This is a genomic window from Enterobacter sp. RHBSTW-00593, from assembly GCF_013784105.1.
Taxonomy (GTDB): domain Bacteria; phylum Pseudomonadota; class Gammaproteobacteria; order Enterobacterales; family Enterobacteriaceae; genus Enterobacter; species Enterobacter ludwigii.
Map to the genome: position 1 here is coordinate 3332874 of NZ_CP056393.1, position 23847 is coordinate 3356720.

Annotated in this window: 14 protein-coding genes; 5 read left to right on the forward strand and 9 right to left on the reverse strand. The window is 54.5% G+C overall.

Features of this window, described 5'->3' with window-relative positions; translation table 11 throughout:
- Positions 1 to 64: 64 nt before the first annotated feature.
- Positions 65 to 1717 carry a malate dehydrogenase (quinone) gene (gene mqo, locus HV242_RS15955; RefSeq protein WP_050737121.1) on the reverse strand — a complete coding sequence of 551 codons (1653 nt, stop codon included), beginning with the start codon at positions 1715 to 1717 and terminating at the stop codon, positions 65 to 67.
- Between the two features lie 187 nt (positions 1718 to 1904).
- Here mqo and HV242_RS15960 point away from each other — a divergent pair, with 187 nt between their 5' ends.
- Complete coding sequence (locus HV242_RS15960) at positions 1905 to 3194, forward strand: SulP family inorganic anion transporter (RefSeq protein ID WP_050737122.1); 1290 nt, start codon at positions 1905 to 1907, stop codon at positions 3192 to 3194.
- Here HV242_RS15960 and mgtE read toward each other — a convergent pair.
- From mgtE to HV242_RS15990, 6 genes are all read right to left on the reverse strand, one after another.
- On the reverse strand, positions 3157 to 4593 hold the full coding sequence (gene mgtE / locus HV242_RS15965; protein ID WP_020883169.1) for a magnesium transporter: 1437 nt from the start codon (positions 4591 to 4593) through the stop codon (positions 3157 to 3159). The two genes, HV242_RS15960 and mgtE, sit on opposite strands and share 38 nt — an antisense overlap.
- A 147-nt stretch (positions 4594 to 4740) precedes the next feature.
- A complete protein-coding gene (locus HV242_RS15970) occupies positions 4741 to 6384 on the reverse strand; it encodes a multidrug ABC transporter permease/ATP-binding protein (protein WP_050737123.1) in 1644 nt (547 codons plus the stop codon).
- A 75-nt stretch (positions 6385 to 6459) separates the two neighbouring features.
- A complete protein-coding gene (gene alkB, locus HV242_RS15975) occupies positions 6460 to 7110 on the reverse strand; it encodes a DNA oxidative demethylase AlkB (protein ID WP_020883168.1) in 651 nt (216 codons plus the stop codon).
- The gene (gene ada, locus HV242_RS15980; protein WP_063858288.1) at positions 7110 to 8168 is read right to left on the reverse strand and encodes a bifunctional DNA-binding transcriptional regulator/O6-methylguanine-DNA methyltransferase Ada; all 1059 of its coding nucleotides are present in this window, start codon (positions 8166 to 8168) and stop codon (positions 7110 to 7112) included. Before ada ends, alkB begins: the two co-directional genes overlap by 1 nt.
- A gap of 72 nt (positions 8169 to 8240) precedes the next feature.
- Positions 8241 to 9296, reverse strand: coding sequence for an FAD:protein FMN transferase ApbE (gene apbE, locus HV242_RS15985; RefSeq protein WP_014170957.1), 1056 nt, complete (start codon positions 9294 to 9296; stop codon positions 8241 to 8243).
- A gap of 113 nt (positions 9297 to 9409) precedes the next feature.
- On the reverse strand, positions 9410 to 10525 hold the full coding sequence (locus HV242_RS15990; RefSeq protein ID WP_020883165.1) for a porin OmpC: 1116 nt from the start codon (positions 10523 to 10525) through the stop codon (positions 9410 to 9412).
- A gap of 742 nt (positions 10526 to 11267) precedes the next feature.
- Here HV242_RS15990 and rcsD point away from each other — a divergent pair.
- Both rcsD and rcsB read left to right on the forward strand, forming a co-directional pair.
- On the forward strand, positions 11268 to 13940 hold the full coding sequence (rcsD, locus tag HV242_RS15995) for a phosphotransferase RcsD (protein WP_020883163.1): 2673 nt from the start codon (positions 11268 to 11270) through the stop codon (positions 13938 to 13940).
- Positions 13941 to 13956: 16 nt separating this feature from the next.
- Positions 13957 to 14607 (forward strand): response regulator transcription factor RcsB, encoded by a 651-nt coding sequence (gene rcsB, locus HV242_RS16000; protein WP_006176468.1) that lies wholly within the window; start codon positions 13957 to 13959, stop codon positions 14605 to 14607.
- Positions 14608 to 14694: 87 nt separating this feature from the next.
- Here the strand turns inward: rcsB and rcsC are convergent, their stop codons facing one another.
- A complete protein-coding gene (gene rcsC, locus HV242_RS16005) occupies positions 14695 to 17541 on the reverse strand; it encodes a two-component system sensor histidine kinase RcsC (RefSeq protein WP_014170962.1) in 2847 nt (948 codons plus the stop codon).
- A gap of 135 nt (positions 17542 to 17676) precedes the next feature.
- Entirely contained in the window at positions 17677 to 20313 is a 2637-nt protein-coding gene (gene gyrA, locus HV242_RS16010; protein WP_050737126.1) for a DNA topoisomerase (ATP-hydrolyzing) subunit A, read from the reverse strand.
- A gap of 146 nt (positions 20314 to 20459) precedes the next feature.
- Here gyrA and ubiG point away from each other — a divergent pair, with 146 nt between their 5' ends.
- Positions 20460 to 21188, forward strand: a complete 729-nt coding sequence (ubiG, locus tag HV242_RS16015; protein WP_014170964.1) for a bifunctional 2-polyprenyl-6-hydroxyphenol methylase/3-demethylubiquinol 3-O-methyltransferase UbiG — start codon at positions 20460 to 20462, stop codon at positions 21186 to 21188.
- Between the two features lie 347 nt (positions 21189 to 21535).
- Positions 21536 to 23821, forward strand: coding sequence for a class 1a ribonucleoside-diphosphate reductase subunit alpha (gene nrdA / locus HV242_RS16020; protein WP_020883162.1), 2286 nt, complete (start codon positions 21536 to 21538; stop codon positions 23819 to 23821).
- The last annotated feature ends 26 nt before the right edge of the window (positions 23822 to 23847 follow it).

The window sequence follows — 23847 nt, forward strand, 5'->3', positions numbered from 1 at the left end:
CCGGCCATGATACTGTGCGGTTTAATAAGCCGGGTAAGCGCTAACGCTACCCGGCTTTTTCACATCAGAGTGCGATATCCGCGACCGGTTTGTTTTCCGCCTGAGGCTTCAGCTCTGCCTTCGGTGCTGCGTCAGCAGCAGCTTGCGGCTTCACATATTGCAGCTGCAGAACGCGGCTGGTGTATTCCAGTTCCTGTTCCGTCGCGTCAACGTTACCGTTCAGCTTAGTGCCGTAAGAAGGAATAATGGTTTTCAGTTTTGCCTGCCATTCCGGGCTGGCAACTTTGTCTTTAAACACTTTTTCCATCAGATGCAGCATGATTGGCGCAGCGGTAGAAGCCCCCGGTGACGCACCCAGCAGCGCAGCAACAGTGCCTTCTTTGTCACTGACCACTTCGGTACCCAGACGCAGTACACCGCCCTCTTTCGGATCGCGTTTGATGATCTGTACACGCTGACCCGCCTGCCACAAACGCCAGTCTTCTTTCTTCGCCTGCGGATAGTACTCTTTCAGCGCGTCAAAGCGTTCATCGTCAGAGAGCATCACCTGGCTAATCAGGTATTTCACCAGATCGAAGTTATCGAGACCGACGTCCATCATGGGCTTAACGTTAGAGGTGGTGGTCGCACTCAGCAGGTCCCACAGGGAACCGTTTTTCAGGAACTTCGTGGAGAAGGTCGCGAATGGCCCGAACAGCACCACACGTTTACCGTCAAGCACGCGGGTGTCGATGTGCGGAACGGACATGGGTGGCGCGCCAACGGAAGCCTGACCGTAGACTTTTGCCAGGTGACGATTCACCACTTCCGGGTTTTCAGACACCAGGAACTGACCGCCCACCGGGAAGCCTGCGTAATCGTCCGCTTCCGGAATACCGGTTTCCTGCAGCAGTTTCAGCGCCGCGCCGCCCGCACCAATAAAGACAAACTTCGCCTTGATGATGTGCTCTTCTTCATTGTGTTTCAGATCGGCAACGGTCACGCTCCAGCTGTTATCCGCATTGCGCTTGAAACCACGCACTTCGGTGCTGAGCTGCAGATTAAAGTTCTCTTTTTTCTGCAGGGAACCTACCAGCTGGCGGGTAATTTCGCCGTAGTTCACGTCAGTACCAATTTCAGTACGGGTCGCGGCGACTTTCTGGTTCGGGTCACGACCTTCCATGACCAGCGGAGCCCACTCTTTAATCTGCGCGTGATCTTCGGAGTATTTCATGCCGCGGAACAGCGTGCTCTGCTGCAGAGCCGCATAGCGCGCACGCAGGAAGTTAACGTTCTGCTCGCCCCACACAAAGCTCATGTGCGGCACGGTGTTGATGAAGGAGTGCGGATCGTGCATTACGCCGCTGTTCACCTGGTGAGACCAGAACTGGCGAGAAATCTGGAATGCTTCGTTGATCTCAACCGCCTTCTCGATACTAATGGAACCGTCCTTTTTCTGCGGTGTGTAGTTCAGTTCCATGAGTGCCGAATGGCCCGTACCGGCGTTGTTCCAGCCGTTCGAGCTCTCCTGCGCCACGCCATCGAGGCGCTCGACCATGGTCATAGACCAGTCTGGCTGCAGTTCTTGCAGATAGGTTCCCAGCGTGGCGCTCATAATACCGCCACCAATTAAAAGGACGTCCGTTTCCTGCTCTTTTGGCGTGTCAGCTTTTGCCGCCATTGAGACGGTATTCAGCCCCACGGCCAGAGACAAGAGCATGGCAGTCATTTTTTTCATAATTTATGCCTTAGTGTAAAAGTGCGTGATGCGTGGAAATTGCAGGTGAAAAAAGCTGCGCGGGAACGGTAACAACTTTTAAATGGTGTTTAAAGGTTAAGAAATTATTGTAATTGTGAAATTTAATGATGGATTGTTTGTGAGGGATTACCTATGCGGCTGGCAAAAGGCGGCTTTTCTGGCTAGTATGTTGCGTTTTGTGATCGCGCGCACGGAAGCCTGCCCTAACCTGCGAAGTGTTATGTCATTACCCGATTCTTCTTTACCCCATGAAGGCCATGTCGCCTCGGTGTTACGCTCTCCCCGGCTGCTGATGCGTGAAACGCTGGCAGGCGTGATTACTGCCCTGGCGCTTATTCCTGAAGTGATTTCGTTTTCTGTCGTCGCAGGGGTTGATCCTAAAGTCAGCCTGATTGCTTCCGTGGTGCTGTGTCTTGCCCTGTCCGTGCTCGGCGGCCGCCCGGCAATGGTCACGGCGGCAGCGGGTTCCGTGGCGCTGGTGATTGGCCCGATGGTGCATCAGCATGGCGTGCAGTACATTTTGCCGGCCGTTCTGCTGGCCGGGGCGATCCAGATCCTCTTCGGCGTGCTCGGCATGGCGCGACTGATGCGCTTTATTCCGCAGTCGGTGATGACCGGGTTTGTTAACGCGCTCGGTATTTTGATCTTCTTCGCCCAGGTTCCCCATTTCTGGAGCCGAAGCCCGCTGATTGTGGGCCTGTTCGTGCTGACGCTGCTGATCGTCCTCTGGGTGCCCCGCTATATCAAAAGTATCCCCGCGCCGCTTATTGCCATTGTGGTGTTAACCCTGTTTACCGTGACCACCGGGCAAATCCTGCCGACCGTGGGTGACGAAGGCACCATGAGCGGTGGCCTGCCCGGGCTGACGCAGCTGCTTGTCCCGCTGAACACCGATACGCTGAGCATTATCTGGCCATGCGCATTAAGCATTGCGTTTGTGGGTCTGCTGGAGTCGCTGCTGACGGCAAAATTGGTGGATGAGCTGACGGCGAGCCCGTCCGGCAAGCGCCGCGAAAGCATTGGTCTGGGCATCGGTAACATTCTGGCCGGCTGGTATGGCGGTATCGCAGGCTGCGCCATGATTGGTCAAACCATCGTCAACGTGGAGATGGGCAAAGGCCGCAGCCGCATTTCCACTGTTGCGGCCGGTCTGGTGCTTCTGGTGCTGGTGACGGCGCTGAGTGAAGTGATGGCCCGCATCCCGATGGCCGTGCTGGCCGGGATTATGGCGATTGTCGCCGTCAAAACCTTCAGCTGGCATAGCCTGCAGCCCGCGACGGTGAAAAATGCCCCCATTGCGGAAACGGTCGTGATGCTGGTGACCGTTGCAGCCACGGTTTCAACCGGCAACCTGGCCATTGGCGTGCTGGGCGGGATTATCGTGATGGCACTCCTTCCCGCCCGAATTAAGCGTCGGGTTAAAGAAGAAAAAGCGTTGCCAGCCCAAGAAAAATAAAGAAACCGCCCGTATCGGTGATGGCAGTGATCATCACGCTCGACCCCACTGCGGGGTCGCGCCCGAGTTTTGTCATCGTCAACGGGATGATGACGCCCATCATCGACGCAACCAGCAGGTTCAGCACCATCGCCAGCATCATCACGCCGCCTAATGCCATATCGTCGTACAGCCACCAGGTAATGCCGCCCATAATTCCGCCCCACACCAGGCCATTAATCAGCGCCACGCCCATCTCTCTGAAGATCAGGAAGGCAAAGTTACCCGGCTGAATGTTCTCCAGCGCCAGCGCGCGAACAATCATGGTGATGGTCTGGTTGCCGGTGTTGCCGCCTATCCCGGCCACAATCGGCATCAGCGAGGCTAACGCGACCAGCTGCGAAATGGTGTGTTCGAAGCCATCAATCACGCGGGAGGCGATAAACGCGGTACAGAGGTTAATGGCAAGCCAGGCCCAGCGGGTTTTGACCGCCTTGCCCACGGAGGCATGGACGTCATCTTCGGCGCTGATCCCACCAAGCGCACGCAGATCGTTATCGGTCTCTTCGTAGACCACGTCAACGATCTCATCGATTGTCAGACGTCCCATCAGCTTGCCGACCGAGTCCACGACCGCCGCACTCACGAGGTCGTCACGTTCGAAGGTACGCGCGGCTTTTTCCGCGTCATCCTCCGGCGAGAAGACCATCGGCTCGTTTTCCATGACCTCGCTCACCCGCCGCTGAGTGCTGTTGAGCAGGATCGTTTTCAGCTCCAGCTCACCAAGCAAGGTTTTATCCCGCGAGGTCACGAACAGTTTATCGGTGTTGTCGGGCATACTGCCCAGGCGGCGTAAATAGCGCTGCACCGTGCCGAGCGTGACGTCCGGGCGCACCGTGATGACGCCAAACTCCATAATTGCGCCAACGCTGTGTTTATCGTAGTGCATCACCTGGCGCACGCGCGCCCGTTCATCGGCAGGCAGCGAGGCCAGCAGTCGGCCGGTCAGGTTACGCGGCAGGTGTTGAACAAGGTAAATCTGCTCGTCGATATCCAGCGTTTGCAGGGCATCAAGAATATCCCGGTCGCTCATCTCATCGATAAGATCATCCCAGACGTTTTCCGACGCCTCCAGCAGCACCTGCCCGCGCTCGTGATCCTGCACCAGACGCCACAGGGCGTGACGCTCTTCCGAGGGAAGTGCTTCGAGGGTATCCGCCAGGTCGGGCGGAGGCAAATGGGCAACCAGTGCACCTACCTCAGCAATATCGTCGGCTAAAGTGCCGACATCATATTGCTCAGCCAGGGTCAGTTTGCCCAGTAACGCAGAAGTGACCGCTTTATCGGTCGTGAGAAGCCAGATGAGACGCGCACGTTCCTGGTCACGCTGCCGGGCGCTGTTTTTCTTTAATACCGACATCAATCATAAATCCATGAAATGAGATGGCATTAAGCATAGCGCGGGGATATGTAAATAAGAATAAACAACGGGACGGGATGCATAAAAAAGCGGCACATCGGCCGCGATTTTATCCCCTCTCCCGGTCGGAGAGGGTCAGACGAGACATCAGGCCGTGCGCGCTACCGCATCACGAGACGCTGCATCGCGCTCCTCGCCGGTCAACTCGCTGAGCTTGCCGTCGCGCATCTCCAGCAGACGGTCGGCATGAATGAAGTAGTGATCGTCATGGCTGATGGCGAAAATAGTTTTGCCCATCGCCTTCATCAGCGGCAGTAACACCTGATAAAACTCGCGGCGGAAATGCGGGTCCTGGTCTGCCGCCCATTCATCAAGCAGGATGATGTCACGCTCTTCAGCCAATGCCAGCAGCAGCGCCACGCGCTTTTTCTGCCCCTTCGAGAGTTTCAGGTTCAGGATTTTACCGTCCTGAAGCTCAAGCTTATGGGACATCTGCAGCTGCCCAAGCCATTTCTCCACCAGCGCAGGGTTAGCCTGCTGCCCTTCCGGCCCCAGCAGGTGATCAAAGAGCCAGACATCGGTGAAGACCGCCGAGAAGAGCTTGCGATAATCCTCAGGTTTCTCCGCGCTCAGCGCTTTGCCATCCAGCAAAATCTCGCCCGATTGCGGCTGATATAAGCCTGTGAGCAGCATCGCCAGCGTGGATTTCCCGCTACCGTTACCGCCAATCAGGAACAGCAGCTCGCCGCGATGAATCGTCAGGTTTACCGGTCCGACGGAAAAAGCGTTGTCCTGATAGCGGAACATGACGTTACGCAGCTCCAGGGTTTGCCAGTTCGGGAAGGCCTGCGGGCGTGGGAATTCGGCTTTAAACGGTGCGAGATCGAATTTATTGAGCTTGTTAAACGCCACCTGAGCGCTCAGCAACGTTGGCAATGCGCCCACGGCGGAGAGGAGCGGTGTACGTAAAAACAGCAGCGTCAGTGAATAGGTCGCCGCGACGTTGGTATCCGCCCATCCCAGACTGTTCGCCATCCAGAAGACCAGGCCAATGGCGCCCAACATCATAATGTTCGACCAGTTCACCGCGCTCAGGTGGAAGGTATCGGCGCGAATGATGTGATGCCGGTATTCGCGGGCATCGGGAATATAGAGATGGTTAAAGATATGCTCGGCACGCTCGCGATTCAGGGTCAGCTCTTTACGCCCTTCCAGCACGGTCTGGTAATCGTTATAGAGCTTATCCTCGGTTTCACGCAGCACCGCCATGTGTTTATAGACGCGCGACACCAGCAGAAAACCGCCCCAGATGGTGATAACAATCCACAGCGCAGTGACCGCCAGCATTTTTGTGGAGAGCCAGGCGAGATACGCCGCCGAACCAAAGGTCAAAATAATGCCCTGCACCAGCTCCGGCAGACGAACGAAGGCAATGGTAATGGCGCGCACGTCGCTGGTCAGCCCTGCCAGCAGGGAGGCACTTCCAAGCTGCTCAACGCGTTCTACCTGCGTGTCCAGAATACGCTTGATAAATTCACTGCGCAGACGGAAAACGAAATGGTGTCCCAGCGCCGTCAGCGCCAGCTGCGAGCCGAGCGTCACCGCCATCAACAGCAGTAGCAGGCCAAGAAACTCCGGCAGGACGGCGAGTGAGGTATCGGCCATTTCAATCAAGCGCACGTTAATAAACGCGATCAGGCCGATACCTAACGCGGCGCTGGCGAGGCTTAACGCCATGACGGCAATGAAGGGCCAGCGATACTGACGCCAGACGAGGAGAAGTAGTTGCATGCAGGCAATCCGGGCAATAAAAATCAGCCAGCAGTTTAAACTGCCGGACGGTTACATCAAGAATAATTCTTATTTTTATTGGCCACGGGATGCCTGCCGGAACGTCAGGTTAAGACGGAACTCGCCGGTCTGAGGATGTACTCCCGGTTTGAGGGGCTGAATGCCGTGATAAAAAAGCCGCGATTCCCTGCCCCAAACCACCACATCACCGTGCTCCAGCATGAGCCGTTTCAGCGGATCGTTACGGCGTAATCCGCCAAACTGGAAGACTGCGGGCAGGCCTAAGGATACCGAGACGATCGGCGCGCGCAGATCGGGTTCATCCTTGTCCTGATGCAGCGAGAGCTTTGCCCCCACGGCGTAGCGGTTAATCAGACAGGCATCCGGGCGAAAGTCGGCATAGCCCGCTTCAACGGCGGCGTCATGGCAGAGCGCCCGAAAAACGTCAGGCATCGGCGGCCATGGCTGGCCGGTTACAGGATCGCCCGGGGCATATACATAGCCCTGCGCGTTTGTCGCCCAGCCCAGTTCTCCGCAGTTCGTCATCGCCACCGACATGGTGTACCCCCCGGGCGTCACCATGTGTCGAAACGGCGAGACCGCCGCCACCTCATCGATGCCGGCAAGCAGCGCCGCCGCGCGGGAAAGCGCAAAGCGGCGCAGGATCACCGCGCCGGGCGCAAGGGGCTCCTGCCAGGGTTCCGCATCCGCAAAAAGATCGAGCATTATCCCTCCGGGTTCTTTGCCTCACGTTTCAGTAACAACGCCTTTCGTTCTGTCCCCCAGCGGTAGCCCGAAAGCGCACCGTCGTGACGAACAACACGGTGGCAGGGGATGATAACGGCCAGTTTATTTGCGGCACAGGCTCCCGCCACCGCACGCACAGCGCCTGGGCTACCGATCGTCTGCGCCACCTGGCGATAACTTGCCGTTTCACCGCGGGGAATGTCACGAAGCGCCTGCCACACACGCTGCTGGAAAGCGGTGCCCCGAATATCCAGCGGAAGTGCCAGCGGCACGGTATGGTCATCGATAGCGCTAATCACCCGCTCAATACGCCGGGCGAATTCTCCTTCCAGCGTTTCTCGCTCTGCTTTTGGAAACAGCGTCAAAAGCTCCCTGGTTAATGTCGCATCGTCGTCACCCAGCAGAATTGCGCAGATCCCGCGCTCGCTTTCACCCACCAGGCAACGGCCTAACGAACACTCACCAATCGCATAACGCACCGCCACATCCCCTTTCCGGTACTGCTTCGCCGTCATGCCCAGCGCAGCGTTGGCTTGACGATAATAGCTGCTGCTGTCAGGAAACCCGGCGGCCAGCACGGCATCGGTAATTTTGTCCCCCTGCGCAAGCGCGGTACGCAGGCGTTGTACCCGCGCCGCCTGTTGCCAGGCTTTAGGCGTCATACCGGTAACGGACTTAAACAAGCGGTGGAAGTGGAAAGGACTCATGGCGACCTGCTGCGCCAGCATTTCCAGCGTTAACGCGGGATCGCGCTCCAGCAGACGGCAGGCATGTTCAACTTTTGCCAGCGTCTGTTCCTGCGGATCGCGTTTGTCCGGCTTACAGCGTTTACACGGGCGAAACCCTGCCTGAAGGGCATGATCTACATCGGGGTAGAAGCGGACATTTTTACGTAATGCGTGGCGGGCACGGCAGGACGGACGACAGACGATCCCCGTCGTTTGCACGGCAAAGACAAACTGATCGTCAGCACGCGGATCGCGAGCCAGCACGGCCAGCCAGCGATCGTCATCGGTAGTAAAGGTCGGGTTTTTCATCATCAGCTCCTCTTACAAGCATACATACAGCGTGCCCGAGTGCCACTGATTAAAAACCCGCAACCTTGCTTTTTAATTCTTATCACTCACCAGGAAGCTGTCGAACTGCGGCGAACTCCAGGTTTTGAAGCCATCAGCCTCTTTGGTGATCATATAGACAGCCAGTCCTTCCTGGCGGACCACCTCTTTGGCTTTCTCCGGACCGAGGACCATTAACCCGGTATCCCAGGCATCGGCTTCCAGCGCGGTGGGGGCAATGACCGTCACCGAGACCAGATTATGCGCGATTGGGCGGCCGGTCTGCGGATCGATGACATGCGAAATCCGCTTCCCGTCGAGCTCATAATAGTTACGGTAGCTCCCGGAGGTGCTGATACCGTGACCGTTGATATCCACAATCGCCTGTACGGCGTTTTGCTGGTCGGTCGGTTTTTGAATCGCCACTCGCCACGGATTACCGCTGGCATTCATGCCGCGGCTGACTAACGCACCGCCCACGGACACCAGGTAACGTGAAATACCTTCCTGGGCCATCAGCGCGGCCAGATGATCTGCCGCATACCCTTCGCCTACCGTCGACAGATCGACAAAAAGATCGGGAATATCTTTTTGCAGGTACTGTTGTCCGTACTGGTTGATCACCGTCAGGTGCTGCAACCCTGTCCGGGCGCGGGCGTCATCTATCGCCGCCTGGTCAGGCGTGGTGACAGGTTGCTTGTTCGGGCCAAACCCCCACAGGTTAACCAGCGGCCCCACGGTCACGTCCATCGCGCCGTTGGTCTTGTAGCCCACGCGCATTGATTCGGTCACGATATCGGCCATTGCTTCGCTCACCGGCCACAGGGAAGTGCTGGTGGAGAGGTTAAAGCGCATCAGCGCAGAGTCATTTTTGTAGGTCGAAAGAAGCTGATCGTCGGCGTCCAGCTGCGACTGAATTTTGCTGCGAAGTTCGTCAGCGCGTGTCTTATCGAGATTCATCACGCTGACACGCCAGAATGTGCCCATCGTTTTGCCTTCCAGCACCGTCGCCGCAGGAGCATCCGTTTTGGCCACAGGCGTGGAAGAGTCACATGCTGTCAGGAAAAAAAGTATAGCCAGGAAGCTGGCGCGTAAAAAAGTCATGTCCATTCATTATTATCCTCATGCCAGGGCGGCAAGAGTACACCAAAAGGGTGAATTGTAAGAACCGAAAAGGCACGAAAAAGGGGCCATAAGGCCCCCTTTGTCACACGATGAAGCGATTAGAACTGGTAAACCAGACCCAGCGCTACGATATCATCAGTACCGATACCCGCCTGACGGGTGAATTCATTTTCATCAACCAGGTTGATTTTGTAATCAACATAGGTGGACATGTTTTTGTTGAAGTAGTAAGTCGCGCCAACATCAACATATTTCAGCAGATCCTGATCGCCGTAACCTTCGATGTCTTTACCTTTGGACTGCAGGTAAGCCACGGATGGACGCAGACCGAAGTCGAACTGGTACTGAGCAACCACTTCGAAGTTCTGTGCTTTGTTAGCAAAGCCGTAAATGTCGCTGCTGCTCTGAGAGTTACCGAAACGGGTTGCGTTATAGGTCTGAGAGTACTGCGCCGCCAGGTAAATGTTGTTGGCGTCGTATTTCAGGCCACCAGAGTAAACTTCAGCACGATCGCCTTCGCCTTTCAGCGCCAGGTTAGCGGTGTCGTTCTGGTCAGCAGTACGTTTAGAAGAAGACATCGCACCACCGATGCTGAAGCCTTCGCCCAGGTTGTAGGTCACAGACGCGCCGTAACCGTCACCGTTCTGTTTCAGGGTGCTACGACCGGAATCGTTTTCACCGCTTACGCTGCCGTTTTTACCCTGATACTGCAGAGCAAAGTTCAGACCATCAACCAGACCGAAGAAGTCCTGGTTACGGTAGGTTGCTACGCCGTTAGCACGGGATTGCAGGAAGTTGTCTGCACCGTAGGTGTCGCCGCCAAATTCTGGCAGAACGTCAGTCCAGGACGTTACGTCGTAGATCACACCGTAGTTACGACCATAATCGAAAGAACCCGCGTCAGCGAATTTCAGACCCGCGAACGCTACACGCGTCCAGGACTGGTTGTCGCTTTCAGAGGTGTTGCCCTGAATCTGGTATTCCCACTGGCCGTAACCGGTCAGTTGATCGTTAACCTGGGTTTCGCCTTTGAAGCCAAGACGCATGTAAGTCTGGTCGCCATCATTGCTCTTGTCGTCAGAGAAATAGTGCAGACCATCAACTTTGCCGTACAGATCTAATTTGTTGCCATCTTTGTTATAAATTTCAGCCGCATTTGCTGCGCCTGCCACCAGCAGAGCTGGTACCAGGAGGGACAGTACTTTAACTTTCATTTTATTAACCCTCTGTTATATGCCTTATAATTGCCACTGCTTACTGATTAACCCTCATTAACCAGTCGGCAATTTCATTCTCCGCAAAATTACAGAATAATCCAACGGGAATATGATACGAAAACTTTGAAAATGTTTCATTTCACGATAAACATGTTTCAAAATGTAAACATCAAGGAACTTTTACAAAGCACAGAGAGCTTAAGAATTTAGCACTTATCATCAAGCGAGAAGAAAAAACATTTAAATTCAGTAAACTACATTAAAAATATTTACAGCACTGAATGACAAAACAAGATCGGCCGTTATCTCTAAAATAACTCTCGCTATCATCATTAACTTTATTTATTACCGTCATTCAGATTTGAATGTCTGTTATCCCTAATTCTACCGAATGCCTGGCATTCGGTTTTTTTTTACCTTTCTTTACGTAGCATGTGTTTTTTTGTGCTACCGCACTGAAATTGTAACGACTATTAACTAAATTCGTTTCCTCTCTCCTCGAGAACCGCGTCATTACTGCAAATCTCAATTTCTTGTTAATTCGTGCTATTTACCGGTATGTATCGTTTTTTATTTGTACACTCTCACTCGCTTTGTACATGTTTCATGCAATGGCGTTCTCCGATATTGTCAGTCGAAAAAGTGGCGGGTTCAAAGAGCGTGACGCTGGAAATTCAGGTATTACCCTTTATACTGCCCTATCGCCATAGAGCACGACCATTACGGGTTAAAGATATCAATGAGTCAGACTGAAACTACCGCTCCGAGCAAATTCTCCCTCTTACCCGGGAGCATCACCCGTTTCTTTCTTCTTTTGATCGTTGTGCTGCTAGTCACAATGGGGGTTATGGTTCAGAGCGCGGTTAACGCCTGGCTGAAGGACAAAAGCTATCAGGTTGTTGATATCACCCACGCCGTCCACAAGCGCATTGATACCTGGCGCTATGCAACCTGGCAGATTTACGACAACATCGCGGCCGCGCCGGCAACCTCTTCCGGAGACGGGCTTCAGGAGACTCGCCTGAAGCAAGACGTCTATTATCTGGAAAAACCACAGCGCAAAACCGAAGCGCTGATCTTCGGCTCTCATGACAGCGCAACGCTTGAGATGACCCAACGCATCTCAACCTATCTTGATACCCTTTGGGGTGCCGAGACGGTGCCGTGGTCGATGTACTATCTGAACGGTCAGGACAACAGCATGATCCTGATCTCAACCCTGCCGCTAAAAGATCTCTCTTCCGGTTTCAAAGAGACGACCGTGGGCAGCATTGTCGATTCCCGCCGGGCAGAAATGCTGCAGCAGGCGAACGCCCTTGATGAACGTGAGAGCTTCTCATCTCTGCGCCGCCTCGCCTGGCAGAATGGCCATTACTTTACGCTGCGTACCACCTTTAACCAGCCAGGCCATCTGGCGACGGTGGTGGCCTTCGATTTGCCCATCAATGACTTGATTCCACCGGATATGCCGCTCGACAGCTTCCGTCTGGAGCCGGACAGCAGCACTCAGAATATGCGTGCCGCATCGGACAAAGAGGCCGCAGAGAGCGTATCGATCTCCTTTAACGGCTCGAAAATTGAAATTGCCTCTTCGCTGAACTCAACCGGTATGCGTCTGGTGTGGCAAGTGCCGTTCGGCACCCTGCTGCTTGATACGCTGCAAAATATCCTCCTGCCCCTGCTGCTGAATATCGGCCTGCTGGCGCTGGCGCTGTTTGGCTACAGCACGTTCCGCTTCCAGTCAGGGCGTCAAAGCGATGCCGCCCCGGTCCCGGCAGGAACCAGTAACGAACTGCGCGTGTTGCGCGCGCTGAATGAAGAGATTATTTCCGTGCTGCCGCTTGGGGTGCTGGTTCACGATCAGGAAGCCAACCGTACGGTGATGAGCAATAAAATTGCTGACCACCTGCTGCCTCATCTCAATCTGCAGAACATCACCGCCATGGCGGATCAACATCAGGGCGTGATTCAGGCCACCATTAATAACGAGCTGTATGAGATCCGACAGTTCCGCAGCCAGATCGCCTCCCGCACGCAGATCTTCATCATCCGCGATCAGGATCGTGAAGTGCTGGTGAATAAAAAGCTCAAGCAGGCACAACGTCTGTATGAGAAAAACCAGCAGGGGCGCGCTGCCTTTATGCAGAATATTGGTGATGCCTTCAAGAAGCCGTTAAAAATGCTGGCGACCCAGGCGGCGGCGCTGAATACATCTGAAAGCCATCAGCTTGCCTGCCAGGCCGACTCGCTGGTGCGCATGGTAGATGAGATCCAGCTGGCGAATATGCTCGAAAATGATTTCTGGAAAGGAACGCCGACTCTCTTCTCTATCCAGAATCTGATCGATGAAGTGGTGCCTGAGGTCCTGCCCGTGATTAAGCGCAAAGGGCTGCAGCTGCTGATCAATAACCATTTACCGGCGAATGATGAACGTCACGGCGATCGCGAAGCGCTGCGTCGCATTCTGCTGATGATTATTCAGTACGCCGTCACCACCACCCAGATCGGCAAGATCACCCTGGAAGTCAGTACCGACGAGTCGGCTGAAGATCGCCTGACGTTCCGTATCCTGGATACCGGGGAAGGCGTAACGACAAGCGAAATCGATAATCTGCATTTCCCGTTCCTGAATGACACCCAGAGCGATCATTACGGCAAGGCCAATGCCCTGACCTTCTGGCTGTGCGATCAGCTGGCACGTAAGCTCGGCGGCCATCTGAATATCAAGGCCCGCGAATCACTTGGCACGCGTTACTCACTGCACGTTAAAATGGCGGCAAATCCACAGGAAGAAGATGAAGAACGCCTGCTGGATGATGTGGTCGTGATGGTGGATGTGACCTCGAATGAGATCCGCAATATTGTGGTTCGTCAGTTAGAAAACTGGGGCGCGGCCTGCATAACGCCGGATGAAAGACTCTCAAGTCAAGAATTTGATCTGTTTTTAACTGATAATCCGTCTAATCTTACTGCCTCCGGCTTGCTTTTAAGCGATGATGAGCCAGGCGTGCGAAAAATCGGCCCAGGCCAGCTGCGCGTCAACTTTAATATAAGCAATGCGATGCAGGAAGCTGTACTACAACTAATAGAAGAGCAACTGGCGCAGGAAGAGATAGCGGAATCACCGTTAGGCGGCAATGAAAATGCCGAGCTTCACGCCAGCGGATACTATTCACTCTTTGTTGATACAGTACCAGATGATGTTAAGCGGTTGTATACTGAGTCCGCTGCGAATGATTTTGCAGCGCTGGCACAGACAGCACACCGGCTTAAAGGGGTGTTTGCCATGCTTAATCTGGTTCCCGGCAAGCAGTTATGTGAAACGCTGGAACATCTAATTCGTGAGAAAGATGCCTCTGGCATTGAAAAATACATCAGCGACATTGACGCCTACGTCAAAAGCTTGCTGTAGCAAGGTAGCCTTATACATGAACAATATGAACGTAATTATTGCCGATGACCATCCGATTGTACTGTTCGGTATTCGCAAATCACTTGAACAGATCGAGTGGGTGAATGTAGTCGGTGAATTTGAAGACTCTACAGCACTGATCAATAACCTCCCAAAGCTTGATGCGCATGTGCTCATCACCGATCTCTCCATGCCTGGGGACAAATACGGTGATGGGATCACACTCATCAAATATATCAAACGTCACTTCCCGGACATCTCGATCATTGTTCTGACCATGAACAACAACCCGGCCATTCTCAGCGCCGTGCTGGATCTGGATATCGAAGGGATTGTGCTGAAACAGGGTGCGCCGACCGATCTGCCAAAAGCGCTCGCTGCGCTGCAGAAAGGCAAGAAGTTCACGCCTGAAAGCGTCTCTCGTCTGCTGGAAAAAATCAGCGCCGGTGGCTATGGCGACAAACGCCTGTCTCCGAAAGAGAGCGAAGTTCTGCGCCTGTTCGCCGAAGGTTTCCTGGTCACCGAGATTGCCAAGAAGCTGAACCGCAGTATTAAAACCATCAGTAGCCAGAAGAAATCAGCAATGATGAAACTGGGTGTGGATAACGATATTGCGCTGCTGAACTATCTCTCCTCCGTTACGCTGAGCGCGTCGGATAAGGATTGATGTTGACCGGGTGTGCGGCCTGATGGCCTCACCTCCCCCTCCCGGCGTGTGAGGGAAACAACAAAAAAGGCCCTGACGGGCCTTTTTTTATACTCTCGCTTTTCTGACCCGCTCCGCATACACGGAAATCGTCTGTTTCAGGACGTCCAGCGTCACCGGTTTCGACAGACAACTGTCCATCCCTGACTCCAGACAGCGCTGTTTCTCTTCCGCCAGCGCATTCGCCGTCACGCCCACGACCGGCAACGTCAGGCCAAGCTGGCGTATACGCTGCGTCAGACGGTAGCCATCCATATTCGGCATGTTGACGTCGCTAAGAACGATATCAATGTGGTTTTTACTCAGCACGTTCAGCGCATCCACGCCGTCATTGGCGGTTTTGCACTGATAGCCAAGCGAACCCAGCTGGTCTGCCAGCAGGCGACGGTTAATCGGATGGTCATCCACCACCAGAATCATCATATCGTCATTCAGCGATGCCAGCGCATCCGGTGACGGCAACTCCGTCGCCCCGTCGCTATCTTCCAGCTGCACGCTGTAGATACGTGCCAGCAGGCTCATGAGCTCATGCGGCGTCGCCACGCTGTGCACCCATTCACCCGGAGCTCGTTCGACCGGAATACCGATATGGCGACGGCAGAAGTGAACCACCCCTCTGCCCTGCCAGGGTTGTTCCAGCACCTCGTCGGTGATCAGCACGTCGTCGACATCCGGCGTTTGCCCTTCATAGCGGGACACGCGCACGCCGCTGTGGGTAAGAAGCGCCGTCAGGTAATCATTCAGTGAGGCATTGTGTACTGCCAGCCAGCAGCGCTTATCGCTCAGGCCGTCCACCACCGCTTTTGCCGGGTACTGGGCAGAATAGAGCGGAATGCGGATAGTAAACTGGCTGCCCATGCCTGGCTCGGTATCAACGGAGATATCGCCGTCCATCATGCTCACGAGCTTCTCACAGATCGCCAGACCCAGCCCGGTCCCCTGGAAGTTACGCTGTACGCCGGTACCGACCTGGAAGAACGGGTCAAACAGACGCACCACTTCTTTCGCCGGGATACCCACGCCGGTATCACGCACGCGAATACTCAGGTAGTCCCCTGCCCGGCACACGTGCAACACAATGCAGCCGATATCGGTAAATTTAATGGCGTTACTGAGCAGGTTAGAAATGACCTGCTGCAGACGCATCGGATCGCCATGCAGCGTCAGCGGCACGTCCGGCTCAATAAAGCAGTAGAGGCCCAGCTGTTTACGCACCACCAGCGGCAGATAGTTGGCGCTGATGTGGTTCATCACCTCGCGCGGAGAGAACTCCCGCGGCTCAATTTTCAGCTGCTCCGACTCAATTTTGGAGAAATCGAGAATATCGCTGATGATTTTCAGCAGCAGGCTGGAGGAGTTATTCATCGCCGTCACCAGGCGATCGACCCCTTTCGGCAGCTCTTTGGTCTGGAGAAGATCAAGGTTACCGATAATCCCGTACAGCGGGGTACGCAACTCGTGGCTGACGGTGGCAAGGAACATGGATTTCGACTGGCTGGCCTGCTCGGCGGCCTGCGCCATCTCCTGCAGGGACTCTTCCATCTTCACACGCGCCGAGACGTCAACCAGGACGCAAATTGCCACGTTCTCATTACGATAGCGGGAGTGCACAAAGCTGATTTGCAGGTTCGTGTGCGTGCTGGTCAGCACGTCAACGAAGTTCACCTGCTGGCCACAGATAATCTGCGTCAGCCTCTGTCGGTCCTCATGCGTCAGCATGTTCAGGTAGTTATGCGCCAGCTCGTTACTGAGGATATTGGTCCCGTCCTGCGTGCGCAGGATGCAGATCCCCACCGGCGCCGAGGCGACAATCTTGCGGTTAAACTGCTCGTGCTCTTCCAGCCGCTGGGCGTCGCTTTCGGCGGGTATAAAGATTTTGCGCTCATACATTCGCGCCAGGGTAAACAGCGCCCCCCCGGCCAGCAGATTCAGCAAAATCGCGTTCATGATAAGAATGCGGATCCGCTCAAGCACCATATCCACGGGCAGCGAATAGACAATACTCAGTGACGAAGGCGGCAAACTCTTTTTAAGCACCAGCTCACGGAAGCCTGAGGTATAGCCAAACCACGACCGCTCCTGCATCCAGTGCGGGTCGACGTTCAGTCGATTATCCGGACCGGCAAGTGAGATCAGGGTATGTCCGTTTTCATCCAGAATGGTCACGCCCATCGGCAGACTGCCCGGCGTGAAGAAGTTTTCCATGCGAATGGTCTGTTCAATCCCCAGCAGCGCCTGCAGACGATTGCCCAGATAGACCGGCGTGAGGGCGTAGAAATAGCCCACGCCCATGCGTGGCCCCTGGCTTATCCAGAAGATGTTATTCCCGCGCTCGTCCTGCGGCGCATTGCGATATTTCACAATCCGTTCGTGCAGGCTTTTCAGCGCATCATCGCGCTCAACGGGCACATCGCGCAGGCCAAAGTCGGCCATACAGAGATTTTCACTGCCAATCAGGAAGACGCGGTTCAGATCATAGGCGGCGGAAAAGTTGTCACGCCAGTAGCGCATAAACCAGGAGAGCGACTCCAGTGAACCGCGCCAGGTGCTGCCCATCGCAGAGCAATCGGAATCCGGAAACAGCGGCTCGAAATTCGGTACTTCGGTTTTGTCATTACGCCCACGGATGGCAAGAATGCCGTTTTCCGCGGTCAGGCGATTCTCGGCAATGTACTTCAGCTCCTTCATCACGTCGGACGTTCGCTGAATATAGCGCTGGGCCTGATCGGAGCTTAAGTTAAACTCCTGGCGGATCTCCGCTTCTTTCTGATGAAGGGCGTTAACGATGTAAAACACCGACAATAATGCCACCAGCAACCAAAGCAAGAGCGCCAGCGCCCGAAACAGATAGCGAGAGACTTTCAGCGTGGTACGAAAGGAGACGAGGTATTTCAAAGGGGCGAGGCTCCGCCGTCGGGGTCAAAAAGAATGTGGTTAAGGTAGCGGTAAACGCGCCTTGTCGCAACGTTCACTTATCTGATTGTGCAAAAGAAAAGGGCCGGAAACCGGCCCTTTTTGCATCAGGAGACATTACTCGTCAGCGTCATCCGCTGCATCATCTTCGGTATCGGCTTCTGGTGCGATTTCATCATCACCTTCTGCGACGCTACCGTCGATGGAGTCGAGTTCTTCGTCATCCACAGGCTCAGCTACACGCTGCAGACCCACGACGTTCTCATCTTCCGCGGTACGGATGAGGATCACACCCTGAGTATTACGGCCAACCACGCTGATCTCAGATACGCGTGTACGCACCAGCGTACCGGCATCCGTGATCATCATGATCTGGTCGGCATCGTCTACCTGTACCGCACCCACAACGGATCCGTTGCGCTCGGTAACCTTGATAGAGATAACGCCCTGCGTGCCACGAGACTTGGTCGGGTATTCGCTTTCGGCAGTACGTTTACCGTAGCCGTTCTGCGTGACGGTCAGGATAGCACCTTCACCGCGCGGAACGATCAGGGAAACGACGGTATCTTCACCGGCCAGTTTGATACCACGAACACCTGTTGCAGTACGGCCCATTGCACGAACCGCGTTCTCTTTGAAGCGCACCACTTTACCGGCGGCGGAGAACAGCATCACTTCATCGGAACCGGAGGTGAGGTCAACGCCAATCAGTTCGTCACCGTCGTTCAGGTTCACCGCGATGATACCGGCAGAACGTGGACGGCTGAATTCGGTCAGCGCGGTTTTCTTCACGGTACCGCTGGCGGTCGCCATAAAGACGTTCACGCCTTCTTCGTACTCACGTACCGGCAGAATCGCGGTGATACGTTCGTTCGCTTCCAGCGGCAGCAGGTTCACGATTGGACGACCACGCGCACCACGGCTCGCTTCTGGCAGCTGATAGACCTTCATCCAGTACAGACGACCACGGCTTGAGAAGCAGAGGATCGTGTCATGGGTGTTTGCCACCAGCAGACGGTCAATAAAGTCTTCTTCTTTAATACGTGCTGCCGATTTGCCTTTACCGCCACGACGCTGTGCTTCGTAGTCGGTCAGCGGCTGATACTTCACATAGCCCTGGTGAGACAGGGTGACCACCACATCTTCGCGGTTGATCAGATCTTCAATGTTGATATCAGAGCTGTTCGCCGTGATTTCGGTGCGACGCACATCGCCGAACTGATCGCGGACCAGTTCCAGCTCTTCACGGATCACTTCCATCAGGCGCTCTGCGCTACCCAGGATATGCAGCAGCTCGGCAATCTGTTCCAGCAGTTCTTTGTATTCGTCGAGCAGTTTTTCGTGCTCAAGGCCAGTCAGTTTCTGCAGACGCAGATCCAGAATCGCCTGGGCCTGCTGTTCAGTCAGGTAGTACTGACCGTCACGCACGCCGAACTCAGGCTCCAGCCATTCAGGACGCGCAGCATCGTCGCCAGCGCGTTCCAGCATGGCGGCCACGTTGCCCAGATCCCACGGACGGGCAATCAGAGACGCTTTCGCTTCCGCAGGGGTTGGTGCACGGCGAATCAACTCAATGATTGGGTCGATGTTTGCCAGTGCAACGGCCAGCGCTTCAAGGATATGCGCACGGTCGCGGGCTTTACGCAGTTCGAAAATAGTACGGCGAGTCACCACTTCACGGCGGTGACGCACAAACGCGCTCAGAATATCTTTCAGGTTCATGATCTTCGGCTGACCATGGTGCAATGCAACCATGTTGATACCGAAGGAGACCTGGAGCTGAGTCTGGGAATACAGGTTGTTCAGTACAACCTCGCCCACCGCGTCGCGTTTGATTTCAATCACGATGCGCATGCCGTCTTTATCAGATTCGTCACGCAGCGCGCTGATGCCTTCAACACGTTTTTCTTTTACCAGCTCGGCGATTTTTTCAATCAGACGCGCTTTGTTCACCTGATACGGGATCTCGTGAACAATGATGGTTTCACGGCCGGTTTTGGCGTCCGCTTCCACTTCGGCGCGGGCACGGATATAAATCTTGCCACGTCCGGTGCGGTACGCTTCTTCAATACCACGACGACCGTTGATGATCGCCGCCGTCGGGAAGTCTGGACCCGGGATGTGTTCCATCAGCCCTTCAATGCTGATGTCTTCATCCTCAATATAGGCCAGGCAGCCGTTGATCACTTCCGTGATGTTATGCGGTGGAATGTTGGTTGCCATACCGACGGCGATACCGGACGAACCGTTCACCAGCAGGTTAGGGATTTTCGTTGGCATAACGTCCGGAATGCGTTCCGTGCCGTCATAGTTATCAACGAAATCAACCGTCTCTTTTTCCAGGTCAGCCATCAGCTCATGGGCAATTTTCGCCAGACGGATTTCCGTATAACGCATTGCCGCGGCGGAGTCGCCGTCGATAGAACCAAAGTTACCCTGACCATCTACCAGCATGTAACGCAGCGAGAATGGCTGCGCCATTCGGACGATAGTGTCGTACACCGCGGAATCACCATGGGGATGGTATTTACCGATTACGTCACCAACGACACGGGCAGATTTTTTGTAGGCTTTATTCCAGTCATTGCCCAATACGTTCATGGCGTATAGTACGCGACGGTGTACCGGCTTCAGGCCATCGCGGACGTCCGGCAGCGCACGGCCAACAATGACCGACATCGCATAGTCCAGATAGGAGCTCTTCAGCTCTTCCTCGATGTTAACCGGTGTAATTTCTCTCGCAAGGTCGCTCATCTAACCGCTATCCCTCTACTGTATCCCGGATTCAAAGGTCGCAAATTATAACACAGCCGCGGTGATTGAGGTAAACCAATAAGCTTTATTCAACCGCGCGGGCTGATATACTCCGAAGTCTTGCAAAATAAGGAGTAAAAGCGCCCATGAATGCCGAAAAATCCCCGGTGGCTCACAACGTTGACCATGAAGAGATTGCCAAATTCGAAGCGGTGGCATCCCGCTGGTGGGATCTCGAAGGTGAGTTTAAACCTCTGCACCGCATTAACCCGCTGCGCCTGGGCTATATCGCGGAGCGTTCCGGCGGCCTGTTCGGTAAGAAAGTGCTCGACGTCGGCTGCGGCGGCGGCATTCTGGCAGAAAGCATGGCGCGCGAAGGGGCCACCGTCACCGGTCTGGATATGGGCTTTGAACCGCTGCAGGTTGCCCGTCTTCATGCGCTGGAATCCGGAGTGCAGGTGGAATATGTGCAGGAAACCGTCGAAGAACATGCGGCAAAGCATGCCCATCAGTACGACGTGGTGACCTGTATGGAGATGCTGGAGCACGTTCCCGACCCCCAGTCCGTGGTTCACGCCTGTGCAAAACTGGTGAAACCGGGCGGCCAGGTCTTCTTCTCGACGATCAACCGAAACGGTAAAGCCTGGCTGATGGCGGTCGTCGGGGCGGAGTATGTGCTGCGTATGGTGCCAAAAGGCACGCACGACGTGAAGAAATTCATCAAGCCTGCTGAATTACTGAGCTGGGTTGATCAGACGTGGCTCAAGGAGCAGCACATCACCGGTCTGCATTACAATCCATTGACCGATAAATTCAAACTCGCACCGGGTGTAGATGTTAACTATATGTTGCATACAACCGCCAAAAACGACTGACGTCATCCATTATTCTTATAAAGATTGCGCGACATCATGTTGCGCAATTCTGACCTCCCGTTGAAGAAATCAGCACTCGATCAAATTTTGAATTTTTTTTCTTAATTATTGACATCTCTTCCAGGCCTTACGGTACGAGGACTTAGCCTTTTTTACCCTTTGACAACCTCAATTTAACGTCAAAATCAACCCTTGTGCTGAAAAGATTCGATACTAGAATACTCACCATATAGCGTTTTTCTTATCGCAAACCCCCTATATGTAGTATTTATCCACAGAGTTAGTCACAAGACGGATCTGTGGATAAGCGGGGGATATTTTTTATTTCACGGACAGGTAAAACCCACATGAATCAGAGTCTGCTGGTGACTAAGCGCGACGGTACCACCGAGCGTATCAATCTGGACAAAATCCATCGTGTTCTCGACTGGGCAGCAGAAGGACTGAATAACGTATCTATCTCCCAGGTTGAACTGCGCTCTCACATTCAGTTCTACGATGGCATCAAGACGTCTGATATCCACGAAACCATCATCAAGGCTGCGGCGGATCTCATCTCCCGTGAAGCCCCGGATTATCAGTACCTCGCTGCACGTCTGGCGATTTTCCACCTGCGTAAAAAAGCGTACGGCCAGTTTGAGCCGCCAAAGCTTTACGATCACGTGGTGAAAATGGTTGAGCTGGGCAAATACGACACGCATCTGCTGGAAGACTATACGGAAGAAGAGTTCGAGCAGATGAACGGGTTTATCGATCACTGGCGCGACATGAACTTCTCTTACGCGGCGGTGAAGCAGCTCGAAGGCAAATACCTGGTTCAGAACCGTGTGACCGGTGAGATCTACGAAAGCGCCCAGTTCCTCTATATTCTGGTGGCCGCCTGCCTGTTCTCTAACTACCCGCGTGACACCCGTCTGGAATACGTGAAGCGTTTCTACGATGCGGTTTCCACGTTCAAGATTTCTCTGCCTACGCCAATCATGTCTGGCGTGCGTACCCCAACCCGTCAGTTCAGCTCATGCGTCCTGATCGAGTGTGGTGACAGCCTGGATTCCATCAACGCGACTTCCAGCGCCATCGTGAAATATGTCTCCCAGCGTGCCGGTATCGGCATCAACGCCGGTCGCATCCGTGCACTGGGTAGCCCGATTCGCGGCGGTGAAGCGTTCCACACCGGCTGTATCCCGTTCTACAAACACTTCCAGACCGCGGTAAAATCCTGCTCTCAGGGCGGCGTACGCGGTGGTGCAGCCACCCTGTTCTACCCAATGTGGCACCTGGAAGTGGAAAGCCTGCTGGTACTGAAAAACAACCGTGGCGTTGAAGGCAACCGCGTTCGTCACATGGACTACGGCGTACAGATCAACAAGCTGATGTACACCCGTCTGCTGAAAGGTGAAGACATTACCCTGTTCAGCCCGTCCGACGTCCCGGGCCTGTATGACGCGTTCTTCGCCGATCAGGATGAGTTCGAGCGTCTGTACACCAAATACGAAAAAGACGACAGCATCCGTAAGCAGCGCGTTAAGGCGGTTGACCTGTTCTCCCTGATGATGCAGGAACGTGCCTCTACCGGCCGTATCTACATTCAGAACGTTGACCACTGCAACACCCATAGCCCGTTTGACCCGGTGGTTGCGCCAGTGCGCCAGTCTAACCTGTGCCTGGAAATCGCCCTGCCGACCAAACCGCTGGAAGATGTTAACGACGAAAACGGCGAAATCGCGCTCTGCACCCTCTCTGCTTTCAACCTGGGCGCTATCAAGAGCCTGGAAGAGCTGGAAGAGCTGGCGGTGCTGGCCGTACGTGCGCTGGATGCCCTGCTGGATTACCAGGACTACCCAATCCCGGCGGCAAAACGTGGAGCAATGGGCCGTCGTACCCTCGGTATCGGCGTTATCAACTTTGCCTACTGGCTGGCGAAACACGGTAAGCGTTACTCCGACGGCAGCGCGAACAACCTGACCCACGAAACGTTCGAAGCGATTCAGTACTACCTGCTGAAAGCCTCCAACGAGCTGGCGAAAGAGCAAGGCGCGTGCCCGTGGTTCAACGAAACCACCTATGCGAAAGGCATTCTGCCGATCGATACCTACAAGAAAGACCTGGATGCGATTTCTAACGAACCGCTGCATCTGGACTGGGAAGCGCTGCGTGAATCCATCAAGACTCACGGCCTGCGTAACTCCACGCTGTCTGCCCTGATGCCGTCTGAGACCTCTTCGCAGATTTCTAACGCCACCAACGGTATTGAACCACCGCGCGGCCACGTCAGCATTAAAGCGTCGAAAGACGGTATCCTGCGTCAGGTTGTGCCTGACTACGAGCTGCTGAAAGACAACTACGAGCTGCTGTGGGAAATGCCAAACAACGACGGTTACCTGCAGCTGGTGGGGATCATGCAGAAGTTTATCGACCAGTCGATTTCTGCTAACACCAACTACGACCCGACGCGCTTCCCGTCTGGCAAGGTACCGATGCAGCAACTGTTGAAAGACCTGCTCACCGCCTACAAATTTGGTGTGAAAACCCTGTACTATCACAACACCCGTGATGGTGCGGAAGACGCTCAGGATGACATGGCACCGTCAATCCAGGACGATGGCTGCGAAAGCGGCGCATGTAAGATCTAATGAAGGGCGGGGATATCCCCGCCTTT

Coding starts and splice junctions, on each gene's coding strand:
- nrdA (WP_020883162.1), top strand. CDS start 21,536: ATGAATCAGAGTCTGCTGGTGACTAAGCGCGACGGTACCACCGAGCGT.
- gyrA (WP_050737126.1), bottom strand. CDS start 20,313: ATGAGCGACCTTGCGAGAGAAATTACACCGGTTAACATCGAGGAAGAG.
- rcsB (WP_006176468.1), top strand. CDS start 13,957: ATGAACAATATGAACGTAATTATTGCCGATGACCATCCGATTGTACTG.
- apbE (WP_014170957.1), bottom strand. CDS start 9,296: ATGGACATGACTTTTTTACGCGCCAGCTTCCTGGCTATACTTTTTTTC.
- HV242_RS15990 (WP_020883165.1), bottom strand. CDS start 10,525: ATGAAAGTTAAAGTACTGTCCCTCCTGGTACCAGCTCTGCTGGTGGCA.
- ubiG (WP_014170964.1), top strand. CDS start 20,460: ATGAATGCCGAAAAATCCCCGGTGGCTCACAACGTTGACCATGAAGAG.
- HV242_RS15970 (WP_050737123.1), bottom strand. CDS start 6,384: ATGCAACTACTTCTCCTCGTCTGGCGTCAGTATCGCTGGCCCTTCATT.
- rcsD (WP_020883163.1), top strand. CDS start 11,268: ATGAGTCAGACTGAAACTACCGCTCCGAGCAAATTCTCCCTCTTACCC.
- ada (WP_063858288.1), bottom strand. CDS start 8,168: ATGAAAAACCCGACCTTTACTACCGATGACGATCGCTGGCTGGCCGTG.
- mgtE (WP_020883169.1), bottom strand. CDS start 4,593: ATGTCGGTATTAAAGAAAAACAGCGCCCGGCAGCGTGACCAGGAACGT.
- mqo (WP_050737121.1), bottom strand. CDS start 1,717: ATGAAAAAAATGACTGCCATGCTCTTGTCTCTGGCCGTGGGGCTGAAT.
- alkB (WP_020883168.1), bottom strand. CDS start 7,110: ATGCTCGATCTTTTTGCGGATGCGGAACCCTGGCAGGAGCCCCTTGCG.
- HV242_RS15960 (WP_050737122.1), top strand. CDS start 1,905: ATGTTGCGTTTTGTGATCGCGCGCACGGAAGCCTGCCCTAACCTGCGA.